This is a genomic window from Desulfoluna sp. CYM3A (assembly GCF_056829965.1).
Genome location: NZ_CP186556.1, coordinates 2,789,307 through 2,802,893 on the forward strand (window position 1 = coordinate 2,789,307; position 13,587 = coordinate 2,802,893).

A 13,587-nucleotide genomic window follows, 5' to 3' on the forward strand; every position below is an offset into this window, starting at 1 on the left:
GGTTATCCTCCGATCATCACCGTCAGGCAGCCCATGGCGATGGTGCCGCCGTGGGCCGTGGTATCGCCCACCCGGGCCGCGGGCCGTCCGCCGATCAGCACCGTGGCCGAGCCTTTGGCCACCGCGTCCGGGGGGCCGACGCAAACGCAGGTGTCCCCCAGCACCGAGGCGGGCATCTTGCCGATGAGGACGGTGGGAACTCCGGGTCCTGTCACGGGACCGCCCACGTGGGGGATGGGCGAGGGGAAGGCAGGGGTCTGCATGGGACAGGTGTGCATGTCTGTAAGGCGGGCTGCAGGAGGCATCAGTTGATCATCACCATGGCGCCCTTCACCGTGGTCTGGCCCGAGGCCGAGAGCTCGGCGCTGGCGTTTCCCTTGGCCACCAGCCCAACGTCGGCGGCGGCGTTGACGTTCATCCCTTTGAGCTTGACGTCCGATTTGGAGGTAACACTTGCCGCGCCCATGGCATCCAGGGTGATCTTGCCTTTGGCCGTGACCTTGATGTCCTTGGGGCTGTCCAGGGTGATGCCCTTGTCGTTCAAGGTCAGGGTGTTTTTGTTCTGGTCTTCCAGGGTGATGCCCTTGGCGTCGTCGCTGATGGTCATCTTGTTGCCCCCCGGGGTCTCCACGGTGATCACCTTCTTCTCCTCGTCAAAGGTGATCTTCATCTTCTCCCGGGTGACGATGGCCTTGGTGTTGTTCTTGGCTTCGGGCTGGTTCGGCATCTTGTGGCGGCTGCCCTGAAGGGACCCGAGGATCACAGGGTGGCGGGGATCTGAGTTGAAAAAGCCCAGCACCACCTCGTCCCCCACTTCCGGGATAAAAAAGGTGCCGGCGCCGTTGGTGCCGTACAGGGTGGACAGCCGGGCCCAGATCCCCTGGGTGCTGTTCTCCATGACGGGCAGGGAGACCTGGATGCGGGTCTCTTTGGCCGGGTCCGCGTCGAGCTTGGTCACCAGCCCCACCTGAATCCCGTCCACCCCGGGGAGCTGCCCCGACGCCTTGGGCGGGGAGATGTCCTCCCGTTCTGAAAACCACTCCGGGGACAGGCCGAACTCCACGTCGGTGTACCAGTCCCCCTGGGAGATGTCGTGATGGACCGTTGCCACGAAGACCTTGCCGTTAAACCGGTCCCCCACCCCTTCCACGTCCACCAGGTCACCGGGAGAAACCTTGGCGCTGCCCTGGAACCGCATGGTCCCCCGGATGCGTGCCATGCCCGCCTTCAGCATCCTGGCGTCGGCCCAGGCCTTGAGGGAATCCCCCTCCATGGGCACGGCGCTTCGCAGCACCGCCTTGTCGGCCTTCACCACCTTGGCGAGCTGATCCATGGTGACGTTCCCCTGGGCCTGGAGTGAGGGTTTGGAGCCGGTCTTTTCCGCAATGGCAAGGGTCTTGGGGTCCCAGGAGACGCCCCGGGATGCCGCCACCTGCTGGCGGGCGTCCATCTCCGCACGGAACCGGACCAGATCGTCCCCCCAGGTGACCTTGAGCACCGCCTCTCCGTCGGTCTTGGGAGGCTTCACCGAGACCTTTGCGTCCTCCACCGTCACCAGAAGCCCGTTGGCGTCTGCACGGGTGAGCATAAAATCCCAGTCCGTGGCCTGGTACTGCACCATACGGGGATGCACGGGGCGGGTGGATGCCACGTCCGCGGAAAGGCCCGAGCAGGCCTTGATCATTTTAGAAAGGATATCGCTGTCCGAGCTGTCCGTGTGGTTGGTGTTTTTCCTCAGGGTGCACAGGGCCACGGCCTTGTCCCGGCACTCCACCACCAGGTGGGAGCCCCCCTCGTGGATGTTGATGCCGTGGGTGATCACCACGCCCTTGAACACCGGCACCGCCGTCTTGCCGTAGCCCACCTCCAGGGTGATCTCGGCGCCGGGCTTAAAAGCAGCATCGCTGCTCACCTCAAAGGTCTTGTCGCTCATGTCGCCGTCGATGAGCACCAGCTGGGCCCAGGGGATTCGGTTGATCTTCTTGTCCACGATGGCTGAGATCACCCGGCACTTCTTTTCATCCACCTCGTTGCCGCCGCTCTTCACCACCAGCTTTAAGACACCGTCGGCCTCTTTTTTCGGGGAGTCGGGCACAGGTTACCTCAAGGGGGGAAACCGAAGGCGGGTTCCGGGTTCGATCCGCCTGAAATTGACCAGGTTGTTGATGCGGGCCACATCCGGGTAGTACGCATCGTCACCGTAGATTTTGCGGCACAGGGCCGGCAGGGTGTCAAAGGCCATCACCTCGATAAGGTGGGTCATGTCCGGGGATTCGTTGGCCTTTTTCTTCACCTCCTCCTCTTTGCTGAGAAACTCGGTAAAGCTCATCTTTACCTTGGCGCGCAAAGGGTCCCCGTCGGGTTTGAAGAGGGTGTATTCGAGTTCCAGGGTATCCAGGCGACCGTAAAACAGGGTGGTGCCCCAGAGGATCTTCACCACGTTGACATCGTGGATGCTGCCCTCGTAGCGGCTCACCACGGTCCGCAGGTTCTTCACCTGGGTCTTGACGTCGTCGGCCCCGTCCCCTCCCTCGGGAACCTCCACCACCCCGGTGCCGTCCAGGACAATGTCGAAGGAGAGTTTGTCCGGGCTGACCCGGGTAAACTTCTGCTCGCTGCCGATGGCGCCCTGGGCCTGATCCTCGCTGAAGCAGATCCCCAGGGTCCTTGAGAAACCGGCCGGGTTGATCATCACCTCAAAGCTGTCGCCCTCGGCCCCCAGCTTGCCCTTGCTCACGGCAACCGTGGTAAGCTTCAGCTTTTTCTTGAGCCCCGATGCCGTCATCTATCGCTCCTTCTGCCTGGCAAGGTAGTCGGCGAGCCGCTCCATGCAAACGGCCACCACCTCCCGCTTCACCTGCTCCATGCCGCTGCAGGAAAGGGACTCGCGCGGCTCTTTCGCAGGGCTTGAGGAGATGGTGGTCCGCACCACCATCTCGCGAATCTCAACCGCCATGAAAGCCTCCTTTGTCAGACAATGCGAAACATGTGGTTGTAACTCAGCTCAATCTCTTCGATGGCCACCTCGTTGCCGGTGGCATTGAAGGGGTCCATCTTCCAGTTCACCGGGTAGGCGTTGGCAAAGAACCACCCCCGGGCAGGGAGCCGGTTCTCGTCCAGCAGAAAGACCAGAATGGGGGAGGTGGACCGGCAGCATCGGCACCCCGACTCGAACACGGACTTGCACCAGACCACCAACGGGGAGGAGGCGTCGGCCACCCCCCGTTTCAGAACGAGCCTGGGGTGCCTGACCCCCTTGGGAAGCCTGTGGACGTAGCGGTTCTCTCCCCCTTCCACCACCTCTTCGAGCTCCATCTCCGAGCCGATGCCGGACACCTCCTGAAACGAGGTGTCTGTGGTTCCCTGGGTGGCCGAGAAGACCACCCGGAAGTGAAATGCCGCCGGCAGGGACCCACCGAGCATTGCGCCAAGGGCAGCGGACATGAGGCCTGCATCCGGTATGGCTACCATGGTACGGACTCCCTATAGTGTCTGACTGAGGCGATTACGCGTTGGCGATCACCAGCCCCTCATGGGCAATCTCAATGGACTCAATGGCCACTTCATTGCCGTCGGACTTCATGTCCGTGGCCTGGATCTTGGTGGGCCAGGCGTTGGCCAGGGTCCAGACCATGGTGGGGGCCCCGGTCTCATCCAGAAGGCTGATGGTCACCGGAACCCGTTTGATGGTGTTCATCTTGATCTGGTTGAACCAGTCCCAGAACTTGTTGTCGGACTTGAAGACACCCTTTTTCATGGTCACGTTGCCGCTCTTCTTGATTCCGGGCATCTTGATGGTGGAGAACTCCGGACTGTCCCCGTGGCGGTATTCAATGGGTTGAGCCTCAATATCCAGGCCGGAAACCTCCTGAAACGACATCACCTCCGAGTCCCATTTCACCTCAAAATGAAATTTCGGCATCGGCCAGACAGTGGTCGATTGTGCGGAACCGTCATCACTCATGGCATCATTCCTCCTTTAAGGATTGTTGTCATCACAGCTGGATAAGCTGTCTTACAGCATCGCAGAGCCCTGTCAAGACTTTTGCATCTGCTGCTGGAAGGTGATCTCGATGAACTCCGCGGGTCGGGAGACAGCCACAAGGACCGTCACGCGAAGGATCCCCTCAAGGATGTCTTCCGGCGTCATGGTCTCCCCCAGCCCCACATGGACGCTGAAGGCGTCCGAAGGCACGGCACCGGCCAGGCCGCCGCGTTTCCAGATGCCGGTCAGGAAGTTGGCGATCATGCTCTTGACCGTCACCCAGGTGTTGGCGTCGTTGGGCTCGAACACATAGGCCTTGCTGGCCAGTCGGATGGACTCTTCCAGCATGATCATGGTTCGGCGCACGTTGATGTAGCGCCAGTCCAGGCTGTTGCCGTCCAGGGTCCTGGCCCCCCAGCAAAGGACGCCCTCGCCGATAAAGGAGCGGATGGCGTTGATGGACTTGCCGCTGGTGGGAACGTTGAGGTCTTCCTGATCGTCGTGGGTGATGTTGACGGACGGGGCAACCACCGCGCTGAGGCTCACGTTGGCCGGGGCTTTCCAGACGCCCCTGGCATTGTCCACCATGGTGTAGACCCCGGCCATGGCCGCCGAAGGGGGCAGGCGGTTCAGCTTGGCCTTGAGTTCCTTGCAGATGGTCTTGAACAGGGGGCTGACCTGCACCAGGGTTTTGTTGAGAAGCTCTTTTTCATCCTCGGGCAGGGAGGTGTCCGTCATCTTCTCAAGAGTCTCTTTGAGCTGGGCCTTCTTGGGGTCGTCCCCTGCGTCTTCCCCCAGGCCGAGTTCGTCGGAGATCAGCGTCTTGACCATGTCCGTGTTGCCGATGCTCTCGTAGTTCAGCTCCTTGTCCTGAACGATGGAGGTGTCCACCCAGGGGTAGTAGGCCGCCGCAAAATCAAGGTAGTTGATGCCCAGGGCGTTTCGGAAGTTGTCGACGCAGTCGCCGGAAGGGTCCTGACGGTCCTTGAAACCGTCGTACACATCGAGGATGGCCACGCGGTTCCGCATCTTGCCGCCGCAGTGCTGAAGGGCCGCCTGCTGGACGCCGGTGCAGTCGGCTGCCTCAAGAAGCACCGCCTCGGGCACCACCACCATGGTGGGCTCCTGCTCCTTGATGAGCTCTTCGATGCCCTTTTTAAAACGATCCGCCTCAACGGGCGCCTTGTAGTCCCCCACGGAGACGATGTAGCAGGGCCCGCCGCCGTTCTGGAAAAAGAGGCGCATGGAGTCGTAGAGGATGTAACGTCCCTCGGACTGCTCCAGGGTGTAGGCCTTGTCCTTGAAGGTGAAATCCGATTCCGCCGGTGCGGCCGGTGCCGCGCCCCCCTCGGCCGGAGCCGCTGCAGCCCCTTCCCCGCCTTCAGGGGGTGTTGCCGCCTCGCCACCGCCCCCCGCAGCCTCTGCCAGGGTGAACTTGGGGGAAGGCCCCCCGCCGAAAAAGCTGTGGAACTCCGCCATGGAGGTAATGCGCCACGCCTTTCCGGCAAGGGATTTCCCACCGTTCACCGCCATCTCCGTATGGCCGATAAAGGCCGGTACGGCCGTTGCCACTTCCACCACCGAATTTGGAAACGCACTTTTTTCGACAATGTAGACACCCGGTGTCTTCATTTGACCCATGTTCACCTCCCGTAGACGTAGTTATTGACGAAAATATCCGAAACATACACCTTTCCGCTGTCCAAGGCCATACAATGCAGAGGATCCGACGGGGCATTGGGCAACGCCTTCACAAGGGTCCGGGCCCGACCGCCCCCGGTGCACGTCAGTTGAAACCGGGCCTCCCCTTTTCGGTGAAGCCCGAGGGGACGATCCGACACAAAACGGGCGTAGTACGGATGCCCCCGCGTCCTTAAGCCCCCTGCCAGGCCGAAGGAAACGCTCCCGCTGCGATCGTCGATACGCAGGTCCTCCGGGTTTCCGTCACAGGGAATGAAGTAACGCCAGAAGGTCTTTCGATTCTTGAAAACAAACCGGCACGCCTGAGGGGTTCCCTCCAGGGCGCCTTGAAGTGCGTCCCGCCCTTTTTCACCCCGGCAGGCCAGGCGCACCAGGCCAGCCGGCGTGGTTGCCAGCTCCGCCCCCGAACAGGTGCCGTCCGCCGTCAAGGCGTCCCCACCCACAAGGGACTCCGGTGACGCCGGGCTCCGGGTAAACAGTAAAGGATCGAGATCACCATCGGTGTTGGCGCCCATGAGAAACCATCCTTGGGGCACCTCGGGAAATTCCGTGTAGTTCCAGAAATCGTCCCCGGCGGGGCGCACCAGGATCGTCAGCACCAAAGGCTCCACCGTGTCTTCGGTGTAGGCGTTGAGCTTGGGAAGGTCCCTGGGGTCAAAGCAGATCCGGAGCCCGCTCTCCCGGGGAAAAAACCGAAGCCCCGCCTTGTCCGCGATGTACCGGCTGCTCCTGGTGGGGACAAAGCACACCCCGGCCCCGCCCCCCGTTCCGAAATAGGCGTGTTCCCCCTCAAGGAGAAACAGTGTCTTCACGGGGACCTCCTCACCGACGGGTCCGTACCGGACAATTCGGTCACCTGCTTGCCGATGCCTCTGGAGTCCAGGGTGATGATGCGCATTTTATAGACAATGGAGGGCAGGTACCTGCCGCTCACCACCGACCACAAACTGCTCAGGTCCCGCAAGTTGAGGTTTTCGATATCCATGACGATCTTTTCGATGTCACCTTCCAGATCCGGTGAATTTTCCCGGGTAAAGACAGGGTTCCCCTGGAAAAAAAGGGCCGCATAAGAGATGAACTTCAAGGCTTCGGCATAATTGCTGCCGGGAAAATAGGCGGAGACAAGGAGATAGGCGTTGAGGTGAATGGGCGGAAAGCCGATGCTCGTCAGCCCCGTCTCCTCGGATCCATGACGGATAAAAGCCGCAGGGACCTGCTCCTTCTCAAGGTTGACCAGGCTCACCACCAGCTTGTTGTGGATCTGGGTTTCAACGGCTCCGTCCTGATCCAGGATACCGGACATGACCGCCACATCCTGGGGCAGGTCAAAGCGTCCCTTTAAGTACCGGTTCAGTGAGGCCGTGATGTGCTGCATGGCATGGTGAAGCATGCTCTCCCCTTCTCAAACACCGCAGAATCGTTGACGCACAACCGCTGCTGCCAAAAAGAAGCCCAGCAGGCTTCCGTAGGTCAACACCCCGTAAACCCCGAGAAAAGCAGAAACACACCCGCCGAGAATGAAGAAGAGTAAGGCATGGCTCAGAAGTGATGACCTCATGGAAGCTCCCTTGCGGTTGAGATACGGATTCATGGGTGTTCAACAGAAAAACAGGGTCTCGATTTCAAAGGGGGTGGTGGCCCTTTGGAGGGCACGGTTCCTCACTAATCGCCACCTCTGGTTACTGAATGGTGCGTCACCGCCTCTGCTTCCCTGGGAACCCAAATTCAGCAGTGCGTCAAGGAGATGAAACTGAGACGGCATGCAGGCCGAGGTCTTGTCAAAGGGCAGCACCTTCATCCTGTTACCCGGGGTCTGGAGCCGTTGAAACAGGTGGGCAAACACTGCCTTGGCCGCGCAGTTCCATTTGACAAAGGGCAGCTCCGTAAACTCACGGACGGCCATTTCCCTTCCGCCTGCACTCTTGACCTGATCCGCCCAGGCATCCCGAGTGGCGTCATACACCGCCATATCCACACGGACATTCGGCTCTATCGCTTCAGACACCAGCCGCCCCCACCGCTCTTCCGACGCCCGGAACCAGATGTCCGAGGCCAGGTTCATTCCTGTACCGTAGAGATCACGGTCACACGGATCATGGTCCGACGGGCTGATGACCTTTTTCACCCGCTTTAAAAACGAGGCGTCCCGGTCATAGGCCTCATCCGCCTCGGCCTCGGAGGCGAGGAAAGCAAACCGCTCTCCATCCCGCACGGCGCGGAGGGCGCGCACCATCTCCATAAAGCAGGTCAGGAATATCTCGGGATTGTTCCGGTTGGTGTCGGTCAGGCCGTCGGCCCAGCAGGGATAGAACTCATAGGCGATGGAGGAGATGTCCGGAAGGTGACCCATGTGGCAGTGCCCCAGGCGGGTGGCATCTGTGGGGACATCGGAATAGGCGGTTAAAGGGGAGTCCGGGACCTGTGCCACCCGCCAGGGCCAGGCGATCTCCCTGTAGCTCTTCCCACGAGGGATCCAGCGCCGCCCTTTCCAGCGCCCCTTGTTGGTGAAAGAGCCGGTGTTTCGCCAGATGCCCTGGCTCGGGGCGTTGAGCTCCGAGGAGGCGCTCCCGGCAAAATCCTGGTGGGCATAGGTGTCTGCAAGCACATGCATGCAGATCCCCACCAGCATCAGGGCAAGGCGCCGGTCCACGGCCGCAAGCTCGCCGTACCGGGCCACGGCAAAGTTCACAAGCTCCCGGGCCGCTTCGCTTCCGGGGCGGCACAGGCAGTCCAGGGACTCCCCCGCCCTGCCCCTGCGCACCGTCACCGGGTCAAGGTTGCTGGGGGTATTGCCCGGCAGGTAATGAAAAGGCATCCAGATCTGGCGGGTTTCATCGGCTTCAAAGGCCCCGGCCCAGGCCGTGATATCCTCCACCGCCGTGATGATGGGGGTAAAGACATACCCGCCCCTGGAGAGCACCCACACCTGCCTGGGGCACCTGTGAAGCGGGGGAGGCTTGTGGGTGACGCTCTCGGTGCAGTCGTCCACAAACTGCGCCGCTGTGGCGATGGTCAGCGCCTCGGCCCCGGAAAACCCGGCCAGCGCAGAAGCCGTAAACGTCCCAAAAAATGAAAATCTCAGTCCACGGAAGCCTTAAAAATGGACGGGAGAACGGGGCATGGCGCGCCCTCGAACGCCATGGGCCCCCCACATTGCTGCAGGCGACATGCCCCCCGTTCTCCCGACAGGGTAAAACGCGATCAATCCGTCATGATCCGAAATCACACCGGGGCACCGCCACCTATTTCAGGTGGGACCGAATCAACTCCGCTTCCATGCGCCTGCGCTTCCGGATCCCCTCTAAGGGATGGTCCTGTTGCATGGCCCCCACCACATCGGCCACCTTTGCCCAGTTTTTCTCCCTGATGGGCTGTCGCAACACCTCCAGGCCTTTGTTATAAGGCCCCCTGTTGTAGGCCAGGGAGAGCATCACCGTCTGGACAGGGGGGAAGGTGTCCTTATCGGCCAGGGTCTCGAATCGGCCGGCGATCTTTTTCCAATACGGGTCGGCCGCATAGGGGAAGATGACGTCGGACTGCTCCCGGGTCACCCGGATGCCCTGGAGCACGGGGTCTGCCGCCAGGGACTTCTTGGCCGCCTCGCCCTTGATCCCGGCCACGGCTTTGACGGCGTTGAGCTGCTCTCTGGAAAACAGCTTTCCGTAGAGCTTTTCCACCAGGGCCAGGTCGGCATACCCGAGGTCGATGCCCGGGTCCAGAGTCACGCCTGACTCGCCGCCGGGCCAGTAGGCTTTCCCGGCATAGCCTTCCCGGGCATGGACCCATGCCGCGTCCCCCCGAAAGCCCCGCAACACACCCCCGTCCTCCCCAAGGGCCTTCCAGGTTGCCGCATCCGTCACACCGGTGACGGGAAGCCCCCGGTCCGCCTGAAACCGCTTCAAGGCGTCTTCGGTGCCCTTGCCGAACAGGCCGTCGGCGGTCACAGGGTACCCGGCCTTGACCAAAGCCTGCTGCAACACTTTCACATCCGGCCGCAACTCCTGGGATTGACGGGCAAAGCCATCCCCTTGCTTCAAAATCTTCATGGTGATCCTCCCTGCTGGTGTTAACGTCGGTTACCGTTGCGCAGAAATACAGTTCACGGTTTTCTGCTCGCCTTGCCCACCCTCCGGGTCAGCCGTACCGCCGGTCCTCACCTGCGAGATCCCCCAACACCGCCGACCAGACCAGCAGCAACGGGTCCTGACGGTAATCGGCCTCAAAAAAGGAACGATACGGGCAGGAAACCCTTGCCTCGCGCCCCCAGGGGTCCCAACCTTGCGTTGAGATACGGGCCACCTGATGATGTGCGTCGTCAAGTACCCAGAATCGCCCCTGGGCCCCGGGCACTTTGCGGAATCCCTGGAGGTCGGAGACCAGCTCCGCCACCAGGTCAAGGATCCGGTCCGCGGGGCCGGGGGCGAGCCGTTTCACCATCTTCTCCAGCTGGCGCTCGGACATCACGCATACCAGCCTGCGCCCTCCGGTGCTGTGCACCCCCAGGGAAGAGAAAAATTCGCGGAGCCTGCCCGGTGGCTTTGTCAGCAGACGATCCACCCACCGCCTCAGGGCATATCCCTCCTCCACGGTGGTGAAGGTCTCCGAAAGCAGGAGCTGCAGGGCATCGGAGGCACAGCGGACCTGCGGGGCCCCGACCCGGTGAAAAGGGGCCTGTCCCCGGACGACCTCCTTGAGGGACCGATGCCAGCTGTGGTGCCCCGGAAACCATTCACACAAAAGGGTCAGGACCTCCAACGCCCCCGGGGACCGGTGGAGATGCCACCGGTCGACCCAGTCCATGCACTCCCGCAGACAGGGATCCCGGCACAGGGCCTACCCGTGGCGGGTCGACTCGTCTGCTGCGGGCCCACCCGCCCGCGCCCCCCCCATCAGGTGCCGAGCCGTGGCCCGACTAATAATCGTCATAAAACAGATGGCCCAGCAGCAGGTCGTCATCCAGAGGGTCTTCCCCCTCGCCGGAACGACGGGGCTCATCGGAAGGAAGAGCGGCGGCCGCGGGCAATGCCGCGGGCGGTTCAGGCTCACCGCTTTTCACCGGTTCCGGTGCCGCCAGGCTGTTGTCGCCCTTCTCAAACCGGGTGTTCAGGGCAAAATCGGCATATCGTCTGACGTTTTCATCCAGCAGGCGGGGCAGGCCCACCAGGTCGTTGTACAGCTCGTACTCCTTGGCGATGCCGATGCGCTCGGTGCCTCCCCCGCCGTCGCCCAGGACAAACTGCGACGGAATCGTCTCGACGATATGGCCCATGGGCGAGTGGGCAAGAATCGTCTGCTTCGGAGGCTCCGTGCCCCCCTTTTCCCGGGTATGGATCTCCACCGCTTTTTCGATGACCACAAGGTCCCCGCCGCGCTTTCGGCCGTCACGCCCTGCGCCGACGCCGCTCTCCACCAGAAGCAGCTCCTTGGCGATGGTCAGCTGCCGGGGGGTGATATTGAGATTCTGAATCGCCTCCCGGATGGTCCATCCGGGACGAAGATCCACGTAGATATTCTCGGTGCCGGCCATGAGGTCCAGGACCTCATCGTCAACCTGGGTGAGGGAGCCGAGCCTGAGCTTGGCGTTTTTGAAGTTGAAGATACTGGCAAGATAAGCCGACACCACCCGATACAGCACGGTGAGCTTGCGCCCCTTGACAGCCTCGAAGCTCTCTTTTTTCAGCACCATGGCAGGGGCGGCAAAGGCCGGGTCCCGCTCCCCGATGCGCCCCTCCAGACCGCTGTAGCAGAACCGGATCAGTCTGGCCTCCTCCAGCTCCAGGGCCAGCCGCTTGATTTTGCCGTAATTCATCAGGAGTTCATTGCTCACATACCCGTGCAACCGTTTGAAGGGGTTCTTGATATCCTCCCATTTGCCCGCCCAGGGGTTGGTCTCCATGAGTTCGTCCCGGGAGAGGCGAAGGGTGTCCATGGCCACGTGCACAACCAGCAGATCGTCCCGTTCGATAAAAACCCTGTTGTGCAGCTCATTGAAAAAGGATTTCACCGCTTCCACGTCCACGGCATCGTCCTCGGGCCCCGTGAGATCCACCCCCACCAGCCTTGGCTGAAGGCCTTCCCCGGAGGCAACCCACTGATCATACAGGGAGAGAATATCCACAAGGTCCTTGGACGTGGAGCCGCTTCCCTCGGGCCGGACATCAGGCACTTTCAGCAAAAAACGCACCTGCGTTGCCGGAGAGTCCCCGTTGCCGAACCTGTGGGTTGCGTACCAGACCACCTGCATCATTTTGGCAAAGGGCCCCCTGGCAAGGCCGGTGATGAACCCCTCCACCGGAGCAAAGGCTTCCGCGTAATACCGGTCCCCTTCAATGCCCCGGGGCTTCCAGTAGTTGTCGTACACCTGGCGTCCGTTGGTTTTGACAAACCCTTCCAGGTGCTCCAGGGTATCCACGTTCTCCGGCCCCACATCCACACCGAACTGGAGACTGAAGGCCTTGAATATCACCTCTTCGGGCAGGTGCTCGATGGCCATGCCCGCATCCGCGGCCGTGATGCTCGTTCCCACATGCAGGGCCTTTTTGATGTTCCTCAGGCAATAGGCGTTGATGCTCTCGGTGAGGACAATGCGCCTTTTCGTCAGGTGACTGGCCTCGAACTTGGCCTCGTTGAAGTAGCGCTTCAGGTTCGACACGATCCCCGTTTTTTTCACGGGCCCCGTGGCCCCCGGCACCACCACAAGGTCGTCGAAGGAGTCAAAGATCCTCTGGCTGTCGTCATCCGCGCTGCGTGTGGTCGTAAACAGGCGAATCAACGCCCCCAGGGCCACGCAGTGGATCACCATCATCCGGGCCAGGTTCAGGCCCGGGGTCAGGCACACCTCTTCAACCTGCGCCTCGGCATCCCCCTCTTCATCAAGGGTGTCCAGGGTTCCGGTCACATTCTCCAGAACCCGCTGCACCAGCCCCAGGTAGCAGGTAAACACGTACCTCTCGTCCGTTTTCGCCAGTTCCGTGATCGCCTCCAGATACCGCTCCGTGGGCAACTCCCGCCCGAACTGGGAATTGAAATTTCCGACTGTCTGCATGGTTGGTCCTCGTCTGTGTGGCGTCAAAAAATATCCGACAAACCCGGCGGGCACGACGTGTCCGGGCCCCGTGGCCGCTCCGGGCCTATTTCTGGAAAATTTCCTTGTAGGACTTCAAGATGGAGGCGCCGGTCAGGCCCACGCGTTCCCAGTACTCAACGGAGTTGTTCAGGTTGCCCTTGCAGTGCTCGGTAATGGGAATGTAGTCGTGATCCCTGGTTTCGATGTACTTCTGGGTGGCCACACCGATGGTGGCCGATTGAACGGTGGCCATGCTCCGCATGGTGTCCACGGAGTCCTGCACCGCAATGGCGATGGACTGGGCAATGGACTGGACAGCCTGGCCCGCCCCCTGGGGGTCCAGAAGGGGTAAAGTTCTTCTTCTCCCCTTGCAGGTTCGCGGCGATCTCCTTGTTGGCTCCGGCAATGTGAACATGTTTGTCTGTCATGTCATTTCCTTTGTTGGTCTCGGTTTGCGGTGGAGGGAACAGACATTACGACCCCAGGGTCCTTTTCAGCAGCCCACCGTTTATTTGATTAGAGAAAGAATTTTCTGACAGGTTTTTGCCACCGCCGCGGCCTCGATCTGTTTCATCCCGTACTGCGTAGAGCCTGCATTTTGCATCACCAGGCTCAGGGAGTGAGCCAGGGATTCATAGGCAACAGCCATGGCTTCATCGGAGGCCACCCCGATGGCGGCTACGTTGGTGCTGGTGACGGCATCCAGGACTTTGGGATCCACCTTGTTCTCATCGGAATTGCCGGCGTCGGTACCCGGTTTGTTCATCTCAGCCATTGAACCCCCTCATCGGTTGGCGACTGAAAACACCGGCCTCCGGGATGAAGGCCGGTGAAT

General features: G+C 61.2%; 15 protein-coding genes. All 15 read right to left on the reverse strand.

All coding sequences use genetic code 11. The annotated features are described in order from the left end of the window. Positions 1 to 2: 2 nt before the first annotated feature. Positions 3 to 305 carry a PAAR domain-containing protein gene (locus tag ACOYW1_RS14185; RefSeq protein ID WP_180141811.1) on the reverse strand — a complete coding sequence of 101 codons (303 nt, stop codon included), beginning with the start codon at positions 303 to 305 and terminating at the stop codon, positions 3 to 5. After that, positions 305 to 2,095, reverse strand: a complete 1,791-nt coding sequence (gene vgrG / locus ACOYW1_RS14190; protein WP_482423309.1) for a type VI secretion system tip protein VgrG — start codon at positions 2,093 to 2,095, stop codon at positions 305 to 307. Before vgrG ends, ACOYW1_RS14185 begins: the two co-directional genes overlap by 1 nt. Before the next feature lie 3 nt (positions 2,096 to 2,098). Next, positions 2,099 to 2,785, reverse strand: coding sequence for a CIS tube protein (locus ACOYW1_RS14195; RefSeq protein WP_482415949.1), 687 nt, complete (start codon positions 2,783 to 2,785; stop codon positions 2,099 to 2,101). Then, the gene (locus ACOYW1_RS14200; protein ID WP_180141817.1) at positions 2,786 to 2,956 is read right to left on the reverse strand and encodes a DUF5908 family protein; all 171 of its coding nucleotides are present in this window, start codon (positions 2,954 to 2,956) and stop codon (positions 2,786 to 2,788) included. Between the two features lie 14 nt (positions 2,957 to 2,970). Beyond that, complete coding sequence (locus ACOYW1_RS14205; protein ID WP_482423310.1) at positions 2,971 to 3,471, reverse strand: phage tail protein; 501 nt, start codon at positions 3,469 to 3,471, stop codon at positions 2,971 to 2,973. Positions 3,472 to 3,505: 34 nt separating this feature from the next. Next, positions 3,506 to 3,964 (reverse strand): phage tail protein, encoded by a 459-nt coding sequence (locus ACOYW1_RS14210; protein WP_092210079.1) that lies wholly within the window; start codon positions 3,962 to 3,964, stop codon positions 3,506 to 3,508. Between the two features lie 72 nt (positions 3,965 to 4,036). After that, on the reverse strand, positions 4,037 to 5,626 hold the full coding sequence (locus tag ACOYW1_RS14215) for a phage tail sheath family protein (protein WP_482415947.1): 1,590 nt from the start codon (positions 5,624 to 5,626) through the stop codon (positions 4,037 to 4,039). Between the two features lie 2 nt (positions 5,627 to 5,628). Continuing rightward, positions 5,629 to 6,498: a hypothetical protein gene (locus tag ACOYW1_RS14220; protein WP_482423311.1), complete on the reverse strand. Its 870-nt coding sequence runs from the start codon at positions 6,496 to 6,498 to the stop codon at positions 5,629 to 5,631. Continuing rightward, positions 6,495 to 7,076, reverse strand: a complete 582-nt coding sequence (locus tag ACOYW1_RS14225) for a Pvc16 family protein (RefSeq protein ID WP_482415945.1) — start codon at positions 7,074 to 7,076, stop codon at positions 6,495 to 6,497. Before ACOYW1_RS14225 ends, ACOYW1_RS14220 begins: the two co-directional genes overlap by 4 nt. Before the next feature lie 207 nt (positions 7,077 to 7,283). Beyond that, positions 7,284 to 8,768, reverse strand: a complete 1,485-nt coding sequence (locus tag ACOYW1_RS14230) for a DUF6765 family protein (RefSeq protein WP_482423724.1) — start codon at positions 8,766 to 8,768, stop codon at positions 7,284 to 7,286. Positions 8,769 to 8,928: 160 nt separating this feature from the next. Next, positions 8,929 to 9,732 (reverse strand): peptidoglycan-binding protein, encoded by an 804-nt coding sequence (locus tag ACOYW1_RS14235; protein ID WP_482423312.1) that lies wholly within the window; start codon positions 9,730 to 9,732, stop codon positions 8,929 to 8,931. 88 nt (positions 9,733 to 9,820) lie between these two features. After that, positions 9,821 to 10,486 (reverse strand): hypothetical protein, encoded by a 666-nt coding sequence (locus tag ACOYW1_RS14240; protein ID WP_482423313.1) that lies wholly within the window; start codon positions 10,484 to 10,486, stop codon positions 9,821 to 9,823. A 112-nt stretch (positions 10,487 to 10,598) separates the two neighbouring features. Continuing rightward, positions 10,599 to 12,731, reverse strand: a complete 2,133-nt coding sequence (locus ACOYW1_RS14245; protein WP_482423314.1) for a hypothetical protein — start codon at positions 12,729 to 12,731, stop codon at positions 10,599 to 10,601. 85 nt (positions 12,732 to 12,816) lie between these two features. Beyond that, on the reverse strand, positions 12,817 to 13,167 hold the full coding sequence (locus ACOYW1_RS14250) for a hypothetical protein (RefSeq protein ID WP_482423315.1): 351 nt from the start codon (positions 13,165 to 13,167) through the stop codon (positions 12,817 to 12,819). Positions 13,168 to 13,260: 93 nt separating this feature from the next. Next, positions 13,261 to 13,527 (reverse strand): RebB family R body protein, encoded by a 267-nt coding sequence (locus ACOYW1_RS14255; protein WP_218951047.1) that lies wholly within the window; start codon positions 13,525 to 13,527, stop codon positions 13,261 to 13,263. Between the last annotated feature and the right edge of the window lie 60 nt (positions 13,528 to 13,587).